The sequence below is a fragment of the Mucilaginibacter sp. OK098 genome (assembly GCF_900142915.1).
Taxonomy (GTDB): Bacteria; Bacteroidota; Bacteroidia; order Sphingobacteriales; family Sphingobacteriaceae; genus Mucilaginibacter.
Genome location: NZ_FRCM01000005.1, coordinates 215,154 through 236,799, shown reverse-complemented (window position 1 = coordinate 236,799; position 21,646 = coordinate 215,154). Strand labels below are relative to the sequence as shown.

The 21,646-nt window shown below is 40.8% G+C and carries 19 protein-coding genes and 1 riboswitch; of the genes, 6 read left to right on the top strand and 13 right to left on the bottom strand.

Going from position 1 to position 21,646, the window contains the following annotated elements; genetic code table 11:
* The first annotated feature begins 105 nt into the window (after positions 1 to 105).
* The gene (locus tag BUE31_RS17740) at positions 106 to 450 is read left to right on the top strand and encodes an FtsB family cell division protein (RefSeq protein WP_234997855.1); all 345 of its coding nucleotides are present in this window, start codon (positions 106 to 108) and stop codon (positions 448 to 450) included.
* 151 nt (positions 451 to 601) lie between these two features.
* Here BUE31_RS17740 and BUE31_RS17735 read toward each other — a convergent pair whose 3' ends face one another.
* From BUE31_RS17735 to fabG, 3 genes are all read right to left on the bottom strand, one after another.
* Positions 602 to 1,207, bottom strand: coding sequence for a trimeric intracellular cation channel family protein (locus tag BUE31_RS17735; protein ID WP_073405175.1), 606 nt, complete (start codon positions 1,205 to 1,207; stop codon positions 602 to 604).
* Positions 1,207 to 3,372, bottom strand: a complete 2,166-nt coding sequence (locus BUE31_RS17730; RefSeq protein ID WP_073405174.1) for a hypothetical protein — start codon at positions 3,370 to 3,372, stop codon at positions 1,207 to 1,209. Before BUE31_RS17730 ends, BUE31_RS17735 begins: the two co-directional genes overlap by 1 nt.
* Positions 3,373 to 3,480: 108 nt before the next feature.
* Entirely contained in the window at positions 3,481 to 4,224 is a 744-nt protein-coding gene (gene fabG / locus BUE31_RS17725; protein WP_073405173.1) for a 3-oxoacyl-[acyl-carrier-protein] reductase, read from the bottom strand.
* Between the two features lie 240 nt (positions 4,225 to 4,464).
* Between fabG and BUE31_RS17720 the strand changes: the two genes are divergently transcribed.
* The 4 genes from BUE31_RS17720 to BUE31_RS17705 all read left to right on the top strand — a co-directional run bounded on the left by BUE31_RS17720 (position 4,465) and on the right by BUE31_RS17705 (position 8,737).
* The gene (locus BUE31_RS17720) at positions 4,465 to 4,842 is read left to right on the top strand and encodes a VOC family protein (protein WP_073405172.1); all 378 of its coding nucleotides are present in this window, start codon (positions 4,465 to 4,467) and stop codon (positions 4,840 to 4,842) included.
* Positions 4,843 to 4,937: 95 nt separating this feature from the next.
* Positions 4,938 to 5,561, top strand: coding sequence for a hypothetical protein (locus tag BUE31_RS17715; RefSeq protein WP_073405171.1), 624 nt, complete (start codon positions 4,938 to 4,940; stop codon positions 5,559 to 5,561).
* Between the two features lie 68 nt (positions 5,562 to 5,629).
* A riboswitch (cobalamin riboswitch) is annotated at positions 5,630 to 5,831 on the top strand.
* Between the two features lie 162 nt (positions 5,832 to 5,993).
* On the top strand, positions 5,994 to 8,300 hold the full coding sequence (gene metE / locus BUE31_RS17710) for a 5-methyltetrahydropteroyltriglutamate--homocysteine S-methyltransferase (RefSeq protein ID WP_073405545.1): 2,307 nt from the start codon (positions 5,994 to 5,996) through the stop codon (positions 8,298 to 8,300).
* A gap of 50 nt (positions 8,301 to 8,350) precedes the next feature.
* On the top strand, positions 8,351 to 8,737 hold the full coding sequence (locus BUE31_RS17705; RefSeq protein WP_073405544.1) for an acyl-CoA thioesterase: 387 nt from the start codon (positions 8,351 to 8,353) through the stop codon (positions 8,735 to 8,737).
* 126 nt (positions 8,738 to 8,863) lie between these two features.
* On the opposite strand, the gene BUE31_RS17700 is transcribed toward BUE31_RS17705, so the two are convergent.
* From BUE31_RS17700 to sucD, 6 genes are all read right to left on the bottom strand, one after another.
* Positions 8,864 to 9,271 (bottom strand): hypothetical protein, encoded by a 408-nt coding sequence (locus tag BUE31_RS17700; RefSeq protein ID WP_073405170.1) that lies wholly within the window; start codon positions 9,269 to 9,271, stop codon positions 8,864 to 8,866.
* A 375-nt stretch (positions 9,272 to 9,646) separates the two neighbouring features.
* On the bottom strand, positions 9,647 to 9,856 hold the full coding sequence (locus BUE31_RS17695; protein ID WP_073405169.1) for a cysteine-rich CWC family protein: 210 nt from the start codon (positions 9,854 to 9,856) through the stop codon (positions 9,647 to 9,649).
* Between the two features lie 114 nt (positions 9,857 to 9,970).
* A complete protein-coding gene (locus BUE31_RS17690) occupies positions 9,971 to 12,343 on the bottom strand; it encodes a ribonucleoside-diphosphate reductase subunit alpha (protein WP_073405168.1) in 2,373 nt (790 codons plus the stop codon).
* Between the two features lie 170 nt (positions 12,344 to 12,513).
* Positions 12,514 to 13,485 carry a ribonucleoside-diphosphate reductase small subunit gene (locus tag BUE31_RS17685; RefSeq protein ID WP_073405167.1) on the bottom strand — a complete coding sequence of 324 codons (972 nt, stop codon included), beginning with the start codon at positions 13,483 to 13,485 and terminating at the stop codon, positions 12,514 to 12,516.
* 444 nt (positions 13,486 to 13,929) lie between these two features.
* Complete coding sequence (locus BUE31_RS17680; RefSeq protein WP_073405166.1) at positions 13,930 to 14,295, bottom strand: methionine-R-sulfoxide reductase; 366 nt, start codon at positions 14,293 to 14,295, stop codon at positions 13,930 to 13,932.
* A gap of 410 nt (positions 14,296 to 14,705) precedes the next feature.
* Positions 14,706 to 15,584 (bottom strand): succinate--CoA ligase subunit alpha, encoded by an 879-nt coding sequence (sucD, locus tag BUE31_RS17675; RefSeq protein ID WP_073405165.1) that lies wholly within the window; start codon positions 15,582 to 15,584, stop codon positions 14,706 to 14,708.
* Between the two features lie 202 nt (positions 15,585 to 15,786).
* Between sucD and BUE31_RS17670 the strand changes: the two genes are divergently transcribed.
* The gene (locus tag BUE31_RS17670) at positions 15,787 to 16,791 is read left to right on the top strand and encodes a hypothetical protein (RefSeq protein WP_073405164.1); all 1,005 of its coding nucleotides are present in this window, start codon (positions 15,787 to 15,789) and stop codon (positions 16,789 to 16,791) included.
* A gap of 83 nt (positions 16,792 to 16,874) precedes the next feature.
* Here the strand turns inward: BUE31_RS17670 and dctA are convergent, their stop codons facing one another.
* From dctA to BUE31_RS17650, 4 genes are all read right to left on the bottom strand, one after another.
* Positions 16,875 to 18,101 carry a C4-dicarboxylate transporter DctA gene (gene dctA / locus BUE31_RS17665; protein ID WP_073405163.1) on the bottom strand — a complete coding sequence of 409 codons (1,227 nt, stop codon included), beginning with the start codon at positions 18,099 to 18,101 and terminating at the stop codon, positions 16,875 to 16,877.
* A gap of 394 nt (positions 18,102 to 18,495) precedes the next feature.
* Positions 18,496 to 19,281, bottom strand: coding sequence for a hypothetical protein (locus BUE31_RS17660; RefSeq protein WP_073405162.1), 786 nt, complete (start codon positions 19,279 to 19,281; stop codon positions 18,496 to 18,498).
* Between the two features lie 168 nt (positions 19,282 to 19,449).
* Positions 19,450 to 20,256, bottom strand: a complete 807-nt coding sequence (locus BUE31_RS17655; protein WP_073405161.1) for a hypothetical protein — start codon at positions 20,254 to 20,256, stop codon at positions 19,450 to 19,452.
* 444 nt (positions 20,257 to 20,700) lie between these two features.
* Entirely contained in the window at positions 20,701 to 21,477 is a 777-nt protein-coding gene (locus BUE31_RS17650) for a hypothetical protein (protein ID WP_143167168.1), read from the bottom strand.
* Positions 21,478 to 21,646 lie beyond the last annotated feature (169 nt).

Sequence of the window (21,646 nt, the reverse complement as noted above, 5' to 3'; positions counted from 1 at the left end):
CGAGAGTACCTGCGAAGACGCCAAAAACTTAATCAACTCAATCCAACCTAATCAACTCAATCAACTACACAACTGTTGAAAAGTTCATAACCAAACTTGTATTCGATGCGTATTTTAGATAGCTTTAGGTCAAATTTTAGTGATATGGGACTTCGCCGGCTAATCAACCTGTTCAGAAACAAATACTTTTTGATTTCTTTTGCATTTTTGGTATGGATGATATTTTTTGATAAGAACGACCTGTTCTCGCAATATCAATACCACCAGGAAGTGAACAAGCTTAAACTTGAACGCGACTTTTACCAGAAAGAAACCGAAAAAGTTGCCAAAGACCTTGATGAGCTCACCTCAAACCCTCAGAAACTCGAAAAATTCGCCCGCGAAAAGTACCTGATGAAAAAAGATAATGAGGACGTTTTTGTGATAGTTAAGGAGAAAAAAGAGGAATAGAGTTAGTTATTAGAGCTGCAGACTAGTTTCCTTGCTATCAAAAATCCTGTATTCATAGTTTTCCTTTTAAACTTTATAATTCGGCCCGGTAGAGGCCAAATATTGGTGGAAAAACCATCAGGTAACAAGTCCATGCTGTACGATAACGCCTTTATACGTACAATTTAGGCAGCGTCAGCTTAAATTTCACAGCTATTATCCTAACGCTGCAAATTACAGTTATCGCTATTACTTTTACGATATTGATATCCAGGTAACCGACCAACAGGAAATATAACATTCCGCCGAAGATACATGCAGTGGCGTAGATCTCCCTATGAAATATCAGCGGAATGTGGTTCAATAATATATCGCGCACAACGCCCCCAAAGCAACCCGTTATAGTGCCTAAAGCAATACAAATACCAGGATTAAGTCCAATGCTAACTCCTTTCTGAATTCCAATAATGGTAAATAACCCTAAACCAAGTGCATCAAACAAAAACAAGGTCACTTTAAAGGTTTTGATATACTTTTTAAAAAGTATGGCAGCTATAACAGTGCCTAATATAATTAGTGGCAATTTGTAATCACGCATCCAGCTAACGGGTGTGTCGCCTATCAGTATATCTCTTATGGTTCCTCCGCCGATTGCTGTAACAAACCCCATAATGATCACGCCGAAAATATCCATGCGTTTTTGCATTGCAGAAAATGCACCCGAAATAGCAAAAGCTACCGTACCCGAAATTTCAATGATTGAAGAAATGTTGATCATTATATTTCCCCCTCACGCTTACGGATAAACCATTCCAAACTCAGCAAGATCAATATCACCGCAAACACCCATTTCACATCAATAATATCATTGTAATGCTTATCCTCGTACACTACAGTTTTAATATTCTCATTCTTACGGATAAGATTGGCAAGCTGATTAATTTGCGAGGGCTGCAACATTTGTCCGCCGCTTTGTTTGGCGATGGTGTTTAACAGCTGATGATTGGCAGCGCTCTGGCGCGATTCCAGATTTAATGATTTTACAGTTAATTGCCCGGTTGCCGTAAATTGTTTGGCGCCATTTTTTGTGGTAGCTGTATAGCTGTACTCACCTACAGGCAAGGTGCCTGCATCTAGCTGGTAGCTTTTATCGTTACGGCTAAACAGGAAACTGTAGTTTTTCCCAGCTTCGCTCTTCAGCTCCATCTTTACATCGGGCGTATTTACCAGCTCAAGGGCATCGTTGTAAAGCTCGGCATTGATGAGTACATTTTCGCCCTCATCAAACACATGCTTTGCTGTGTAAACTATAAACCGCTGCCGGTTTGCATTAGCAGTAAGGTATTGTACACCCTGGCTAAACAGTTCCTCAACTGCATGATGGTTGCCATAAGCCTGGTATTCTGCCAGCTGCCAGCGCCATAAGCCCTCGCCATTTAATACGCCTACACGCCTCCCGGCATCATCGCCAAAAGATAATAATGGATAGGTAGTTTCAACAGCACCGATCCGCTGTTTTAAAAGCACACCGCCTGCCGGTGGGGAGCCGTAGCTTCCATAAGGTGCAAGTAACGGCGGAAAGCTGATTATCTTTTTCCGTGAAGAATCTGATAGGGTAAATGCTGTGAAATCTGTTGCCGGCTGTGCAAATACCTCCTGCATCTCCAGCCTGCCCGAACTAATCCGGACAACTTTTTGGTTGCTGTTAAAATTATTCAGATCCGTTTGCGCACCCACCAAGTACCAAAGCGGAACCTTACTTTTTAAAATATTTTGAATTGCGCCATTGCTGACCGCTGAGAGCTGGTAAAGTATCACCAGGTTATAATCTGCAGGCTTAACTGTCGCAATATCGGCTACCAAACTTACTTTTACCTCGTAATTCCGGTTATTCTCTACAGCCTGGCGGATCACGCTGATATCCGGATGCGGGGCTTCATAAAGCAGTAATACCTTTTGTTTTGCATCCAGCACGTCCACATAAATAGTTTCGGAGTTATTTTGGGTCGAGATCTCATTTTTAACAGGTGTTATGCTGATATTAAACCTGCGCAATCCTTTTTTATCAGCATTAAGCTTTACCGTAACCTGCTTCTGAAAACTGTTTGATGTTACCGAGATGTTTTGCGAACTAACTTGCCTACCATCTTCAGTAATGTTTAAACGGATATTCTCCCCTTTACTTTGATAAGCTTCTGTCAATATCTCTACTTCAAAATCATTTCCTAAAAAGGCGGTTTTATTATAGTTGATATTGGCTATAAGCAGGTCGCGTTTGGCAACGGTATCGCCAAGGGCTATGGTATAAATGCTGTTCTTAAAGTTCTTTGCTTCGTATTGTGGATCGCTTCCCTGGTTATACAAACCATCGGTAGCAATTACCAATGCGCCAATATTTTGGTTTACAAAACGATCATTCAGCTGGTGCAGCGCATTTGACAAGTTGGTTTGTTTGCCATTAAAATTTTTGCTTAAGCCATTGGCCAGGTCTTTATCAAAATTGAACTCTTGCACATTATACGTATCGCCTAATTGTTGTTTTAACGCGGCAAGCTGGTCAATCACAGCATTTGCCATTTGAGCCCCCTCTAAATCTCCCCCGGTTGGGGAGACTTTAGCTTCGCTCTTTTTTAAAGCCCTCCCTTCCGGGGAGGGTTTGGGTGGGGTTTGAAACATTTTGATTGATTGCGAGTTATCCTGCAAAACTAAAACCAAAGGCTTTTGGGGATTATAACTTACTGATTTCACCAGCGGCGAAACTAATAATAAGGCTATAACAGTTACTGCTATAGCGCGAACAGCAAATAACCCATACCTGAATTTATTAGACAGATTTACCGGCTGCCGGTAAAATATCCACGCATACAGCAAACCCAATACCAGGCAGGCAGGCACCCACCATCCCGAAACCGTTCCCCAAGTGATTGAAAATAAAAACAGCATATCTGTAAGCCAAATATGCTGTTTTTAATTTGAAGAATTGAAAATGTGTTGATTTGAAAATTAAAATATTATCCAATCCGAAATCGAAATCCCGAAATCCGAAATCAACTACAACATTCCTCCGTCAACAGGAATAACCTGCCCGGTGATGTATGTTGCCATATCTGATGCCAGGAAAACGCAGCAATTGGCTACATCTTCGGTTTCGCCGCCGCGTTTAAGTGGGATGGCCTGTGCCCAGCCTTCTACTACTTTTGGATCAAGCACTTCGGTCATTTCAGTTTTTATAAAGCCGGGGGCTACTACGTTGGTACGAATATTACGCGAGCCAAGTTCTTTTGCTATTGATTTTGAAAAGCCTATGATGCCTGCTTTTGAAGCCGCATAGTTAGCCTGGCCTGCATTCCCCTGTACACCAACAACCGAGCTTATGTTAATGAACACGCCGTTACGGTTCTTCATCATTATTTTTGATGCCGCTTTGGTAACGTTAAATATCGATTTTAGGTTTACATCCATAACCTCATCCCATTGGGCTTCGGTCATGCGCATTAGCAAACCGTCTTTGGTTATGCCTGCGTTGTTAACCACTATATGCAAAGTGCCAAAATCGGCAATAATATCATTGATCAGTTTTTCTGCTTCATCAAATTTTGATGCGTCAGAGCGATAACCTTTTACCTGTGTGCCAAAGCTTTGCAGCTCCTGCTCAAGAGCCTCTCCTTTTTCAACAGATGATAAATAAGTGAAAGCCACATTAGCGCCATGCTCTGCAAACTTTTCGGCAATTTTACGCCCTATCCCTTTTGATGCCCCTGTGATAAGCGCGGTTTTTCCTTCTAATAATTTCATGAAGTATAGAAAATGAGTTACGAGGGGCGAAGATACTTATTTAGTCCGAAAGTCGGAAAAGTCAGGAAAGTCCGGAAGATAAAAAGTTTTGGGTTTGTAAATCAAAATGGCGTCGCGATTTGTTGAAGACCACTCCATAAGTATAAAACACAATAAATTTATAAATAAATGAATATTCATTTATATTTATAACATTTTATTAACTCCCGTATCCAACATTAAATATAAAATTATACAACCATGAACTTAAATCATCTCAACCTTAGTGTACAGGATGTACCTGCTGCACGTACTTTTTTTGAAACTTACTTTGATTTTAAATGTGAGGACAGCAAACCTAACGATACCTTATCCGTGTTATCCGGCACCAATGGTTTTGTTTTGGTGCTGATGAACGAACGCCTGAATGAGAAAGGCAATAACGCTTACCCCGATGCCTTCCACATTGGTTTTTTTCTTGATAATAAGGACGAAGTAATTGCTTTGTTTAACAAGCTAAAAGCCGGCGGGGTAAACCTTGAGCAGCAACCACAAAAAATAAGAAAGACCTTTGGTTTTTATTTTCACTTTCAAACCATTATGATTGAGATTGGAAGCCAGGTAAATGAAGCGGCGTGAAATTATCGCCCAGGTTTCAGATAGAAAAATCATACAACAGTTGCAAAAAGCTGCACCTGTTTTATAAAGGTGATAAGTTTAATTAACTTTACCATATGCGCAGGCTCTCGCTTCTAATTATTGGTGTATTTTTTATCGGCTGTCATGCGCCTACGAAGATAAATGGCAGAAGTTTAAGCGATACGCTCCAAATATTAAAAAAGAAAGCTGATTTCAAACCACTTAATCCTACCGAGGCTTATAACTTTATAAACAAATATTATTTGCCCCGGCTGGATACCATGCCAACCAAACGACAATTGTACATTTATCCAATAAATGGTATCGACTTTAAGAAACGGTTTAACGATATAAAGCGTGCCCTGGAGGCAAAATACTCGGGGGATACTAGTATTAAGGCTAATACTACTCCGCCACCATTGCCTGCGATTGATAAATCGCTCGTATTTAACAGCAAAATATTTTTAAATACCAGGGTTATTGCTGATACGCCAACGGCAGGTAAGAAAGTTGCGGATATAACATTTGACGTAGCCAATGTTAAGGCCTGGCATAAAAAATTTGGCTATGGATATATGTGTATTTCGTATCCGCAATATAATGCTAACACAAACATCCTGGTAATTAGGGAATGGTTAGAGAACTATGACTGGTGTGGTACCGGACGGGAAAGGGTATTTTACTACAAGAAAATTCCCGGGGGGTGGCGGGCGAATTGATCTGTACTCCTTGTTGAAAATCATCAGACTTTCCCAACTCTATTCCCTATATTTGCTTCAAGTTCTTTACTTTATTTCAACAGTGAGGTTCCCGGGTTTCTAATCCGGGATGAAAAAGGAACCGTGTGTAAATCACGGGCTGTCGCGCAACTGTAAGTAACACAAAAGGTTGTTGCCTTTAACCAATGTCCATTGTCCCGCCAAAACGGGGCGAGAAGGACGGCAACAATGTTACAAGCCAGGATACTTGCCCCCTGTTTAAGACAATGCTTTCGCGTTTTGAAGCAGTAGTCAGAGAATAAAGCATTTTTACGGGCATTTGTATGCCTGTGCAATGTCTTTATCTTTTATTACCATTTCCTCCGAAAGCATACCGAAAACCGTAAGGAGCATTAACTAAAATTAATGTTTAACCAAAAAAGTTTTATGCGTATGCTCAAAAACAATCTCGGGTACCCGCGTGTAGGCGCCCACCGTGAACTCAAAAAGGCCAGTGAACAATACTGGTCAGGCAAAACAGGCCGCGAAGAACTCTTCGCTGTAGCCAGGAAGATCCGTGAACAAAACTGGAAATTGCAGCAGGAAGCGGGTATCGACCTCATCCCCTGTAACGATTTCAGCTTTTACGACCAGGTTTTAGATACTTCCCTGATGCTTGGCGTTATTCCACAACGGTACAATGCCGTTTTAACCGAAAATGCAAAGAATAAAGAGATCGATCTTTATTTTGCAATGGCAAGGGGTTATCAAAAAGATGGCCTTGACATTACCGCTATGGAAATGACCAAATGGTTTGATACCAATTACCATTACATCGTTCCCGAATTTACCGCAAACCAGCAGTTCAGGCTGTTTTCTGAAAAGATTTTTGATGAATTTAACCTGGCTAAGCAAGTTACCGGCACCATTCCAAAACCTGTATTAATTGGCCCGGTGTCTTATCTTTTATTAGGTAAGGAAAAAGAACCCGGTTTTGATAAGATCGACCTGATAAAAAAGCTTGTTCCTGTTTATGTCTGGATCTTAAAAAGATTACAAAGCCAGGGTGCTGTTTGGGTGCAATTAGACGAGCCGTTCCTTGCAATGGATCTGTCGCAAAAGGAAAAGGATGCATTTGTTTATGCTTATAACGAGATCAAAAAGCAATGCTCTGATCTGAAGACCCTGCTTACTACCTATTTTGAAGGCCTCAATGAAAATACATCTCTTGCTGTTAACCTGCCGGTATCTGCTTTACATGTTGACCTGGTAAGGGCGCCGAAACAATTGGATGAAGTGTTAACCCTGATGCCGGAAACATTAAGCTTATCGCTTGGTGTGGTTGACGGGCGCAACATTTGGAAAAATGACTACATCCGTTCACTGGCACATATCAAAAAGGCAATTGCAGTTGTTGGTAAAGACAGGCTGCTGATAGCGCCAGGCTGCTCGTTATTGCACACCCCGTTCGACCTTGACCTGGAGACCGGCATCAACCCCGAAATAAAAAACTGGATGGCCTTTGCCAAACAAAAATTAAACGAGGTGAATGAATTGAGTGAAATTATTGAAGGTAACAATGAACTGCTAAAAGCCAATATTGAGGCAATCTCTACCCGTAATATTTCTAAATTAATTCATAAACAGGTAATCAAAGATAGAGCTGAAGCCATTACAGATGATGATGCAACCAGGACCAGCAAGTTTCCTTCCCGGCAAAAAACACAACAGGGAAACTTTCACTTGCCTTTATTTCCAACTACTACTATTGGCTCATTCCCGCAAACAGACGAGATCCGCCAGTTAAGGGCCCGACTAAAAAAAGGGGAACTTACGCCCGCACAATACGATACCGAAATTGAGAAGGCAACTATTGATGCCATCCGCTGGCAGGAAGAGATCGGGATAGATGTTTTGGTGCATGGCGAGTTTGAGCGCAATGACATGGTTGAATATTTTGGCGAACAGCTGGACGGCTTTTTATTTACCAAAAATGGCTGGGTGCAAAGCTATGGCAGCCGTTGCGTAAAGCCACCGGTTATTTATGGCGACGTAAGCCGGCCAAAAGATATGACTGTACGCTGGAGCAGCTTTGCACAGGCAAATACGCATAAGCTGATGAAGGGTATGTTAACCGGCCCGGTAACTATCCTCCAATGGTCGTTTGTGCGGGATGATCAGCCGCGGTCAGAAACCACTTTCCAAATAGCTTTGGCCATAAGGGATGAAGTGGTTGCACTGGAAAAAGCCGGTATTAAAGTTATCCAGATTGATGAGCCTGCCATCCGTGAAGGCTTGCCTTTACGCAAAGCCGACCGTGCTGCTTACCTTGATTGGGCCGTAAAGGCTTTCCGCATTTCGGCAAGCGGGGTCCAGGATGAAACTCAGATCCACACGCACATGTGCTACAGCGAGTTTAATGACATCATTGAACATATCGCTATGATGGATGCGGATGTGATCACTATTGAAACTTCACGCTCACAAATGGAATTGCTTGAAGCGTTTTCTGATTTCAAATACCCGGCGGAAATAGGCCCCGGCGTTTATGATATTCACTCACCAAGGATCCCGTCTGTTGATGAAATGGTTAGCTTACTTGAAAAAGCAGCGGTTTTACTGCCGGTGGGAAACATTTGGGTAAACCCGGATTGCGGCCTAAAAACCCGCAAATGGCCCGAAACACAGGCCGCGCTTAAAAATATGGTGCAGGCAGCAAAAGCTGCAAGAGAAATATTTAGCAAACAACCTGTTAATTAAAATCAAATAAAGCCGTTCGGTCTATGCTGAACGGCTTTTATATTATTATAATGGACCTGGAACAAAGAACAAAATCAGCCGAAACAAGAATTTTCAAAGCGGTATTCCCAAATACCACCAATCATTACGATACCCTTTTTGGCGGTACCGCAATGCATATGATGGACGAAGTTGCTTTTATTACGGCAACAAGGTTTACCAGGAAAACAATGGTAACTGTATCGTCAGACAGGATTGATTTTAACCGCCCCATCCCTGCAGGTACTATTATTGAACTGGTAGGTAAAGTGCAGCACATTGGTAACACCAGCCTGAAGGTACTGGTAGAAATTTATGTGGAAGAAATGTACTCTTTTGAAAGAGAGAAAGCCATTACCGGTACATTTACTTTTGTGGCAATAGATAAAGACAAGAAGCCTGTAAAAGTTGTTGACTGATACCCAATTTGTTCTTGTTAGTGATAACATCATAGGTTAATATAGCCAAAACACAAAGAGTAACTTCATTTATGAAATTACTCTTTATGTATCAAATCACTATATCACAGCGGTTGAAACTAAAAACTAGTGAGTAACGCTAAACACCTTAGCGGTTCCTTCTGTACCATCAGCACAGATGGGAATAATTCTCCCGTTAATTCCGCTATATTCACACCCAGAACCACTGGGAAGTGATATTGTTGCTGAATTGGAAGTTGTGGAAGTTGTGCCGTAAGATGAGCCGGTAGCACAAAAAAAGTTGCCACCGTAAGTAAAATGATCGGGAGTGCCTGTATAAGTCCAGGTGATGGTAATAGAGTAAGGGCCATTATAAACACCTGTTACCCCGGTAACAACCGCATTGCAGGTAAACTGTTGTTTAGCTTTGGCTTTTGCCTTGTGTGCTTTGTGGCTTGGTTTTATAGCCGTAAATGAATATACAACCACCAGAATAAGCCCTGCCAAAAGGGTGTAGATTAAATTCTTTTTCATTTTTTTAAGGTTAAATGATTAATAAATGGTTTATGGATTGCTGTTGATATAGGCTAGGTTAAATTTCATAAAGAGAATATCTTCTTCTGAAATTGGTTAATAAGGAAGACGAAATACAGATATTTTTGGGGTAGCGTGGATCGATGTAAATGAATAAATAACTGCGAAGACTATCCCTATTATAAGGTTGATGACAATGTTTCATTTTGTTTAAGGTGTTAGGTTAATAATTGACGGATAGTTGATATCCCCTTTTATCAAAAATAAATATAAAACTTATTTATTAACAATAAAGAAATTATTACATTAAATTTTAAACAATCATTAATTATTTAATGACTGAGTAATGATTTATGAAATTAAAGAAGAATTTCTTTATTTAGATAAGCCTGTCATTACCTTGTACTCCTGCTGCAACTCCAGCAGACAATTAGCACACATACAGCCTTCATAGTTTTCAGCGATGTACTGCACCTCGTTCAAATTAAGCTGCACCACGCTGCACTGGCATTTGGTGTAAGCGTTTGCCTTACATTCAATGCTGCTTCCGCAACGTTCGCATGGGATGATCTCGTGCTTAATCATAACTGGCCTAAAATAAGTAGAGACGCAATACTTTGCGTCTCTAAACTGTAATAATAATTTATCATTTCAAAAAGGCCTCAACAGAGACGCGAAGTATCGTGTCTCTACATAAGTTTATGCCGAACAAGTAACGCAGCCTTCTTCCATTGAGCATGATGGGCCTGCAGGTACATCGTTAGTTACATCAGCAACTACATCTGGTATAACAGCATCCATGTTTTTGCCGCCCTGGTTTTCAACTGTAAATTTAACCGCTTGCGATGCTGCCTGTGTGCGCAGGTAATACATACCCGTTTTAAGGCCTTTTTTCCATGCGTAAAAGTGCATTGAAGTAAGCTTGGAAGCATTTGGTGAGTTAATAAACAGATTTAATGATTGCGACTGGCAGATATAAGCGCCCCTGTCGGCAGCCATATCAATAATGGTACGCATCTTTATTTCCCAAACAGTTTTGTACAGTTCCTTGATCTCGGTTGGGATCTCTGCAATATCCTGGATAGATCCGTTTGCGGTGATGATCTTATCTTTCATGCCGCCGGTCCACAAGCCAAGGTTCACCAAATCGCGTAGTAAGTGTTTGTTTACAATAACAAACTCGCCGCTCAATACCCTGCGGGTGTATATGTTTGAAGTATATGGTTCAAAACATTCGTTATTACCCAGGATCTGTGATGTTGAAGCTGTAGGCATCGGCGCAACTAATAACGAGTTACGTACGCCATGATTCATCACATCTAACCTAAGGTTTTCCCAATCCCAACGACCGCTCTCAGGTTTTACTTTCCATAAATCAAACTGGAATTGACCTTTTGATAATGGAGAGCCTTTGAATGTTTCATAAGGACCATCTTTAATAGCCAGGTCTTTCGAAGCAGTCATTGAAGCAAAGTAGATGGTTTCGAAAATCTCTTTGTTCAATTTCTTAGCAGCTTCGCTTTCGAAAGGTAAACGCAGCATGATGAACGCATCGGCCAAACCCTGTACACCTAAACCGATTGGGCGGTGACGTAAATTTGAGTACTCTGCTTCTTTAATCGGGTAGTAATTACCGTCGATGATCTTGTTAAGGTTTAAAGTAGCCTGGTAGGTTACTTCATATAATTTATCATGATCAAAAACACCTTCCTTAACAAAACGTGGCAATGCCAGTGAAGCAAGGTTACAAACAGCTACTTCGTCTTTTGATGTGTACTCAATAATTTCAGTACAAAGGTTTGAGCTTTTTATAGTACCAAGGTTCTGCTGGTTTGATTTTCCGTTAGCAGCATCCTTATATAACAGGTAAGGAGTACCGGTTTCTACCTGGGCATCCAATATGGCAAACCAAAGTTCCTGTGCCTTTACTACTTTACGGGCACGGCCTTCTTTTTCGTATTTTTTGTATAGTTTCTCAAAATCCTTACCCCAGCAATCAGCTAAGCCCGGTGCTTCGTGAGGGCAGAATAAGCTCCAGTCTTCATTAGCTTCCACACGCTGCATGAACAAGTCAGATACCCAAAGGGCATAAAACAAATCGCGGGCACGCATTTCTTCTTTACCGTGGTTTTTGCGGAGATCTAAAAATTCAAACACATCTGCATGCCATGGCTCAAGGTAAATAGCGAATGCTCCTTTACGCTTGCCACCACCCTGGTCAACATAACGGGCTGTATCATTAAATACACGTAACATAGGGATAATACCATTGCTGGTACCGTTAGTACCGCTGATGTATGAGCCTGTAGCCCTTACATTGTGGATGCTCAGACCTATGCCACCCGCACTTTGTGAGATCTTGGCAGTTTGTTTTAAAGTATCATAAATTCCGTCGATGCTATCATCCTGCATTGTTAACAGGAAACATGACGACATTTGAGGTTTTGGCGTACCGGCATTAAACAGGGTTGGGGTAGCATGAGTGAACCAGCGCTCGCTCATTAAGTGATATGTTTTGATAGCGCTCTCCACATCTTCTTTGTGGATGCCTACAGATACACGCATAAACAGATGTTGCGGGCGTTCAGCTATTTTACCATCAAGCTTTAACAGGTATGATTTTTCAAGCGTTTTAAAACCAAAATAATCAAAGCCGAAGTCGCGGTCGTAAATAATGCTGCTATCTAAAAGCTCAGCATTTTTTTCAATTACTTCCCATACATCATCGGCTAAAAGTGAAGCATCCTTACCGGTTTTAGGGTCGATATAAGTATGCAGCAAACGCATAGTTTCTGAAAACGACTTGATCGTGTTTTTGTGCAGGTTTGATACCGCAATCCGCGAAGCCAGCAATGCATAATCAGGATGCTTGGTGGTTAGTGATGCCGCAGTTTCTGCAGCCAGGTTATCCAGCTCAGATGTGGTTACCCCATCAAACAAGCCCTCGATAACTTTTTTCGCCACATCAATCGGGTCAACCAATTGAAACCCATAACACAACTTTTCAATACGTGCCGTAATCTTGTCAAATTTTACCGATTCTTTTTTTCCGTCTCTTTTTATTACAAACATGTTGACCCCCTTAACTCTCTGCCCTGTAGCAGAGTTACTGTTTTAATTAATTAACCGCTGATTTATTCGCTTAATGGATTAGGCTGATCCATTAACTTTTTAATTGTGATCTTTTATTTGAACCATGATTCTTAGGATTAAAAGATTATCATGATTTTGACTTGTATCTCCTAAAAGTCCTCGTCCAAAGAAAACGACTTGCTTTCTTGTGAGTTTAGCACACCGCTCTTTTGGTAGTCTCCTACCCTTTTTTCAAAGAAATTTGTTTTACCCTGCAGCGAGATCATCTCCATAAAATCAAATGGATTTGATGCGCCGTAAACTTTATCGTACCCCAGCTCGCCCAACCACCTGTCGGCCACAAATTCAATATACTGGCTCATCATTTTGGCATTCATGCCAATCAGGTTAACCGGCAGGGCATCGGTAATAAATTCTTTTTCTATTTCAACCGCATCGGTAATAATGGCCGTTGCCGCTTCTTTCGAAAGTTTGTTGTCCAGCATTTTATAGAGCAGGCAGGCAAATTCGCAGTGCATGCCCTCATCCCGCGAGATCAGCTCATTGCTAAAGGTTAAGCCCGGCATTAAACCGCGTTTCTTTAACCAGAAGATAGAGCAGAAGCTGCCTGAGAAGAAAATGCCTTCAACAGCCGCAAAAGCTATTAAACGCTCGGCAAATGATCCGTTGTTGATCCAGCGCAAGGCCCACTCTGCTTTTTTACCCACACATGGTATGGTATCGATGGCGTGGAACAAACGATCTTTTTCAGCAGGATCCTTGATATATGTGTCAATTAGCAGCGCATAAGTTTCAGAGTGGATGTTCTCCATCATTATCTGGAAACCGTAAAAGCAGCGCGCTTCAGGCAATTGTACCTCGCTCATAAAATTAACGGCAAGGTTCTCATTCACTATCCCGTCGCTTGCCGCAAAAAATGCCAGTACATGTGATACGAAAAACCGTTCGCCGTCATTCATGTTCTCCCAGTGCTTCATATCATCACTAAGATCTATCTCCTCCGCAGTCCAAAAACTCGCTTCACATTTCTTATACATTTCCCAAATTTCGGGATACTTAATAGGGAGAATAACAAAGCGGTCTTTGTTCTCTTTTAGCAATAATTCTGTTTCCTGTTCCATGCACTCCTTTGTTTTATATCAACTGCTTTTATTATCCCTTTTTAAGTTTTTCAATACGAGCCGTTAGTAGATAACAATACCATAGCGTTAGTTTACCGTTTTGTGATAAATGATTGTTTATCACGCCTAACTACTTAAATAGCAACCTCACTGATCCCTGCCAAACTACTTTAACATTTGTACGTTAAACCATGCCTTAACATGATTTTTGTTTTTTATTACCGCTTAGAAACACCGGCAATAATAGATAGTGTTGAATAACTTATGATCAAATATAGGGTATGCTATTTTATGATGATAGTTTAAGTTTTTAACATCACCTGTAAGTTATAAACAAAACATAAGCTAACATTAACACTGGGTCAAATGCCCCGCATGAAAGGTGTTAAAATCGGGTGTTTAAAAAAATATTCAGTACCCGTATTCTTAACACTTGTTAATTGCTTAATCCGCGTTCGGCACAAATTTCATTGACACAGAATTTACGCAATGACGGGTATTTTTAGGAGTTAAATATTCGCCTTCAAATACGTGGCCAAGGTGTGCGCCGCAATTAGCACATACAATTTCAACACGTCGTCCATCGGCATCAGGTACGCGTTTTACAGCGCCGGGAATTTCATCGTCAAAGCTGGGCCAGCCGCAGTGTGATTCAAATTTTGATTCGGATGTATATAGCGGTGTATCGCACCTTTTGCATACGTATAAGCCTTGTGCTTTATTATCAAGTAAAGCGCCTGTAAACGGGCGTTCAGTTCCTTTATGTAATATGATATATTCTTCTTCGGGCGTTAATTTGTTGTATTCCATTTTTTTGTTTTATGATTTCACCGATTATGGGATTGATTTCACTGATTTTGAGTCGATTTTAATCAATTGCAACCCTCTTTCTTCCAGACTTCCGGTCTTTACTGACTTTCGGACTTCTTATATAAATATACGATAAATTACCGGCTTAATTGGTTTTGATGGGTTGAATTGACATTGGTTTGACTGTAAAAAAGGGACTCTCAACACCATTGAAATTTTTGTCATTGCGAGGTACGAAGCAATCGCGAACTATGCAAGTTCCACACCTTTCTGTTCGCTCTGTAAAGCATGCGATTGCTTCGTACCTCGCAATGACATGATGGAGAAATCCCACAAAAAAATCCCGGCCATTTGACCAGGATCTTAAATTATATTTTCGCTTAAAACCTTTCAGCCTTCGCCTTTTAGCTTTAACCTTTCTTTGCTAATTCTTCTGCCAATGCAGCGCCAATCTCAGCAGGTGATTCCACCACGCGGATGCCGCATTCGCGCATAATTTTCATTTTTGCTGCTGCTGTATCATCGGCACCGCCAACAATTGCACCTGCGTGACCCATTCTGCGGCCCGGAGGCGCTGTTTGGCCCGCAATAAAGCCTACCACAGGTTTGGTGCCGTTTGCTTTGATCCATAGTGCTGCTTCTGCTTCCATGCCGCCGCCAATCTCGCCTATCATAATAATGCCGTGCGTGTCGGGGTCATTCATTAACAGCTCAACAGCTTCTTTGGTTGTTGTACCTATGATCGGGTCGCCGCCAATGCCTATGGCTGTAGTGATGCCTAAACCAGCCTTTACAACCTGGTCAACTGCCTCGTAAGTTAAAGTCCCTGATTTTGAAACCACACCAACATGGCCTTTTTTGAAGATAAAGCCTGGCATAATACCAATCTTCGCTTCATCGGCAGTAATAATACCCGGGCAGTTAGGGCCAATAAGGCGCGTATCCCTACCTTTAATATATTCCTTCACCACTATCATATCCTTTGTAGGGATGCCTTCGGTGATACAAACAATAACTTTTATACCGGCTTCAGCTGCCTCCATTATTGAATCGGCTGCAAATGCAGGGGGTACAAATATGATTGATACATTGGCGCCTGTTTCTGCCACTGCATCAGCTACAGTATTAAATACCGGTCTGTCCAGATGTTGCTGACCGCCTTTACCAGGGGTAACACCACCAACAACCTGCGTTCCGTACTCAATCATTTGCGAAGCGTGGAAACTGCCTTCTTTACCTGTAAAACCCTGAACTATTACTTTGGAATCTTTATTTACGAGTACACTCATTGGATTTTTTTATTTGTACGGCAAAGCTAAAGTTTTTGCGCGAATGTCAAACCCTGTAATTACCTAAAAGGGAACTTTTTTACATGGAGATTAAAGTAACAGAAGTGCACCTGAACGTCAGTAAAAACCAAAGTTTTTCAACATTGAACATGGTATTTATATCATTTTACTATTTTCGCGGCACACTACATACCTAATACTTATGAAAAACACCAACAAAACCATTGCATGGCTTATAGCCCTGTTATTTTACACTACAGCTAGCCAGGCGCAATTGGGCGGCTTTGGCAAAAAATTACTGGATAAAGGAACCGAAATGGCTTCGGGAGGCGGATTAAATAAAATCCTGAAACAACCCCAGGCCATTACCACCAGTTTTAAAGATGTAAACAAAACAGGTTCAAAACCACCTTCATTTATGGAAGGACAAGAGGCTCAGCCATTATACCAGTTACCCAAAGCGCCTAACGGGGGCTTTAAGCTTTGTGCCGGTTTTTATGAAATGACCAACAAAAGCTATTGCCTGCATGCCGGTACCCGCGGACCAAGCAGCGGTGATGGTTATATGCTTGCACCTGTGCTGGGACCCAAACGCGATGTGGTTATACTGATATTAAAACATGGTGAAACACACTCAGAGGTAAACCAGCACAGCATCCAGATCTTATTATGGGCCATAATTGCCCGCACCAAATTTGCCGATTTTGGTAACGATATTAAACTTACCGCTACCAGGCTGTTGTCTCCAACAGAACTATTGATGCTGGAAGGCGGAGCCCTTGGCGTATTACCAGCCAGCGTAATGGACAAAGCCAAAGACCAGCTGCCGCCTGCGGTGCAAAGTGTTTTTGAAGCTGAAAATAATATCAGGCGACTAGCAGCTTCGGGCAATTCATCTTATGAAGAAATGGAGAAGTATGCAATGATTGCCGGCTTAGCACCAAAGCCAGATCCTGAAGTACCATCTGGCATCTGGTCGCTGCATCCGGATGGTTATTATATCCGCTTTTTCCCGCACTCTTACTCTGTTACAACCGTGCAGATCTATGTGCCGAAGGAATTGATCAGCAGCAAGCCCGACCTTGTATATGATGCGCCCAATGGCATTGCCTGCCCTGCTAATGTAGGCGCACAACGCCTTGCACAAACCAATGAGCCGCTTAACACCGATTATACAAAGAAATTGAAAACACCGTGTAACCTGTAAACATTCATCGGCGAAAACTAAACAGCGAAAGAATCAAAATTCTTTCGCTGTTTTTATAAAGCCTTCTGCGCTAAGCACCCCCTTTAGGGGGCCGGGGGGCTAAACTCTCCCTCACTCTTCGCAATAACAATAGTAGCAACCCCATTCCCGATCATATTGGTGATGGCCCGTGCTTCCGACATAAACCTGTCAACACCCAATAAGATAGCGACACCTTCTGCAGGGATAATTTTTATGGCTGCCAGGGTTGACGTTAATATAATAAAGCCACTACCGGTTACCCCCGCTGCACCTTTTGAAGTAATCATGAGGATGCCTATGATTGTTACCTGCTGCTCCCACGACAATGGAATATGAAATACCTGCGCCAGGAAAATAACCGACATGGATAAATAGATAGTAGTACCATCCAGGTTAAAAGAATAACCCGCTGGGATAACAAGCCCCACAACCGACCTTGAGCAGCCAAACTTTTCCATCTTCTCCATCATCAGCGGCAATACCGACTCGGACGATGAGGTGCCCAGCACAATAAGGATCTCTTCTCTTATAAATTTCAAATACTGCCCCAGGCTGAACTTATAAATGCGGCAAATGATATTTAGCACTACAAAAATAAACAGGAACATGGTTAAATAAACCGAACCCATAAGGGAAGCCAGCGGCTTAAGCGTTTGAATGCCGTAAGTGCTGATGGTATAGGCCATTCCGCCGAAAGCACCAATTGGCGCCACCCGCATCACGATTTTCATGATATTGAAAAACACTTTTGCCAGCTTATCAAACAGGCTGATAACGGGCTGGCCGCTCTCGCCCATAAAGCTTAAACCAAAACCAAATAATATGGCAAAGAACAGGATCTGTAAAATATCGCCTTTGGCAAAAGCGTCAAATGCATTTGAAGGGATAATATGCGAAATAAAATCGCCCCAATGCATTTCGGCAGCAGCCTTTTGGTATACTGCCAGTTTAGAGGTATCTTTTATTGCATGGTTTACAAAGCCATCGCCGGGCCTTATAATATTGGCTACTATAACTCCAATTATCAGCGCAAAAGTGCTTACTATCTCAAAATATAATAAAGCTTTGCCACCTACCCTGCCCACCTTTTTCATATCGCTCATACCGGCAATCCCCAGCACAATGGTGAAAAATATGATAGGCCCTATCAGCATTGTGATCAGGCTGATAAACATCTTGCTGATCATTTGCGCAGTTGGCCCGAATGATTTAAAGTAAAGGCCTGCGACAACACCCAGCAAAATGCCAACAATTACCTGGAAATTTAAGTTGAGGAGAAGTTTCTTCATTAACCAAGTATACGAATATTCATTATGTTATGGTAATTATGCAAAATTCTTTATTAAAGGGGTGTCTGTTTTTCAGTAAGCACGGGTCTAAAAACAAGTGGACTGATTTTAGCATGAGCTACTCTTATTTCAATAAGGCATTGGCGTTACTATCGCGCGCAGAGCTTACTCACCCGGTCATTGCTTCGCTCGACCAGCCCTCTCTTCCGCAAGCGGTAAAGAGGGCTGAAGAATTTTATTTTTACTTTTCCTTACCTCTTTTCCGCCGCAGGCGAAGAGAGGTCGGCCAGCGAAGCGTCGCCGGGTGAGTCAATTCTGCGCCCGATATGCACCAACAAAAAAAGCTCCCTTCAACATCATGAAGGGAGCTTTAATATTTTTAATACGATATTTTTTAGCTTACAACACCTGTTTGCAGGTTTACATTATAGCTTTTACCGTTAATAGTTATGGTGGCCTTATGATTACCTAAGAAAGTAATAGTTCCGCTATATGCCCAGGTGCCTTTAGGCCCCGAGCCTTTTGTAATAAAGCTGGCTGATCCGCTAACAACGTCATCACTGTTAGCATCAAAAATCAGTGAGTTAAGCGTGTAGCTAAAATTACGTGTACCGCTCTTTTTTGTACCTGTTTTAAAACTATAAGTGCTGATTGAACTTAACGTACCCTTAAGGGAAAAGCCGGAATTATCATCACTTGGGTTTAAAAGTTGCAGTGTCAGATTTTCAAGGATATTTGAAGATAATGCTAAGGCAGGTGTCGACACTTTAATAGCTAAATTATCAGTTGTGTTAAAGCCTGTTAAATTATCGCCTGTACAGTTAAAGCTAAATTTAATAGTGCCTGAAACTGAAACTGAGCTATCGGCGCCTACGTTAACTGTTTCGTTTAAAGTTGTATCAACTACTAAACCGCAAAGAGGGTTACTTAAAGAATATAATAAACGACCATTAGTATGGTGCTTTACTGCAAAACCAGAAGGGGTATTAAGGCCGCCGCCAAAGTCAATGCCACTGTATGAACCAAATAAATTTTGGCTAATGTCAAGTGCAACCTGGCTGCTTACCTCTGTAGGTGTTAATGCCGGACCCGAAGCATCGATACTTGATTTTTTACAGGCCGTATAAATAACTGCTATACAGGCAAGCAGAATAAGAGAAAGTCTGGTTTTAAAATTCATGATATGGTTTTAATGATGTAACAAAAATAATATAAATAACCAAAAGATTAAACCGTAACAGGTTATTAATAATTCCCCTTATACGTAATAGCCCTTAATATTGTTTAACAAAAAAAGCTTTCTTCAGATATTAATAAAGAAAGCGTTTGATAAGGGGTTTTAAACAAATTAGTTGGCTACAGTTGCAGCCCCTGTAAGCAGATCAACATTAAATACTTTGTTGTTAATAAGAACATTAGCCTTATGATTGCCCAGGAATGTAATTGTGCCGGTATAGTACCATCCCCCATTACTATTGGTGCCGATGGATTGGAAAGTTGCCACACCGCTTATAATATCTCCTTTTTTTGATAAGTCAAATGTTAGCGCTGTTAAGGTATAATATGAATGTACCGAGATTGGTTTGTGGCTGGCATTATTGCTAACCAAATCAACAAATGATTTTGAGTTGCCATTAACCGAAAGCAGGGTATTTGCTGCGTTTAAACTTTTCACCACATAGTATTGGCTCACATTATAAGTAAAAGAATTTTTAGCCCCTTTGCCTGTGGTAGCTAAAGAATCAAAAACTGAATAGCCTTTAGCTTTTGCACTGTCGCAGGTGATATAAAATTTGAAAAAACCATCGGTTTGAGCCTTTAGGGTATCGCCTTTTGTAATGCTTAATGAAACTGCAGTATCAGGCAAAAAACTACAAAGTTGGTTAGCATTGGTAATTATTGGTTTTACTTTTTTTACAGTGGCAAAGTCTGGCAGGCCTATACCATCATTAATATTAATACCACCGTAGGTTCCACTAAATGATTGGGTAAAGTTCAAAGCAACCTGGCTGGTTATCGCTTCCATACTTAAAGTTGCTGAATCTGTAACAGGTTTAATAACCGGAGCTGGTAATTTCTCTCCTTTTTTACAAGCGGCATAAAATAGTGTAGCGCCTGCTAACAGCACAAGCATTCCTTTAATTTTTAATTTCATGATAAGATTAAGATTTTGTTTTTTATTAATTATTCGGTAGTCCGGATTCGCATTTAAACGTGTTGGAATAAAATAAGTTTATCCAATTATTGGCAAATAAACAACCAGGGGGAAATATCATTTTTATATTAGTTAAACCGGAAATAAAAAAGCTCCTTTCAGGATATAAAAAGAACTTTTTTTTCTTCTTAAAGCCATAGTAATTAACCACGAGATAATTAATGCTTTTAAATTATCTAAAGCTGAACTATAAATTACCCTTGGGGAATTTATTTAACAAATCAATTCCCGTTAAAGTACATTTCGTGGAATTAATTTCCATGTATAATTTCCCCGTTTCGTGGTTTGTGATAACATTTACCCCCTTTGATTGTGGTATTGAAAATAAAAAAGCCCCCTCCGGCATTATGAAAAGGGCTCATTTATTTGTTTTTATAGGCTATATTAAACAGGTGTTACTACCCCTGTTATTAAATCAACCCAGTATACTTTACTTAAGAAAGTAAGCTTAGCTTTGTGATTGCCCAGGAAGGTAATAGTACCACTATAATCCCATGCGCCGCTGTGAGTTTTTCCTTTTGATTCAAAAGTTGCGGTACCGCTTGTAATATCAAAATTATCATCGGCATGAACATACAGATTGCTGAATGTATAAATATTATGAACTGATGCTGAACTATTTACATATACAGTATACTCATTATCAACATATGATTTTAGTGTACCATCTAACGAGAAATTTGAATTATTGCTGTTTAAGCCCCGAACGTGATAATTTTGAGCAACAGCATAAGCAAATGTATAGCCCGGGCCTTTTCCTGAAGTAGAAATTGAATCAAGAAGATCATATCCTATTGAGTTGCCATTATTGCAGATAAAGAAATATTTTATGCTGCCTGTAGTATGTGATCTTACTGTATCCCCTTGTTTATAATCCAGGTTTAAGCTACTATCGCTATAAAAACCGCATTGAACGTCAGTGCTTTGCGTTTTTAGTTTTGAGGTAGATGATGTAACATTAGGCGATATTTTAATCCCATCCTTAATGCTTGCGCCGCCGAATGCGCCGCTTAATGACTGTACAAGGTTTTTTGCGATTGCTGTACTTGCAACATCGGTAGTTGCGCTTGAAGCAGGCTTGTTATCGGTTTTTTTACAAGCTGAGTAAAAAATTGCGATCCCCATTAACAATGGTAATGCGCTGCGTAAATTTAGTTTCATATTGATATTGTTTGGTTTTGATTTATACTGATGGATTTGCAATAAGCATACCACTTATGCCAAACAACCTGGAAAGTAATTTATAGAACAAATAATTACAACAATTAACCGGTGGGTAATTTGTGCCCAGGTAATAATAAATTACAGTTAAAAGTGTCCGTTTGTCCAT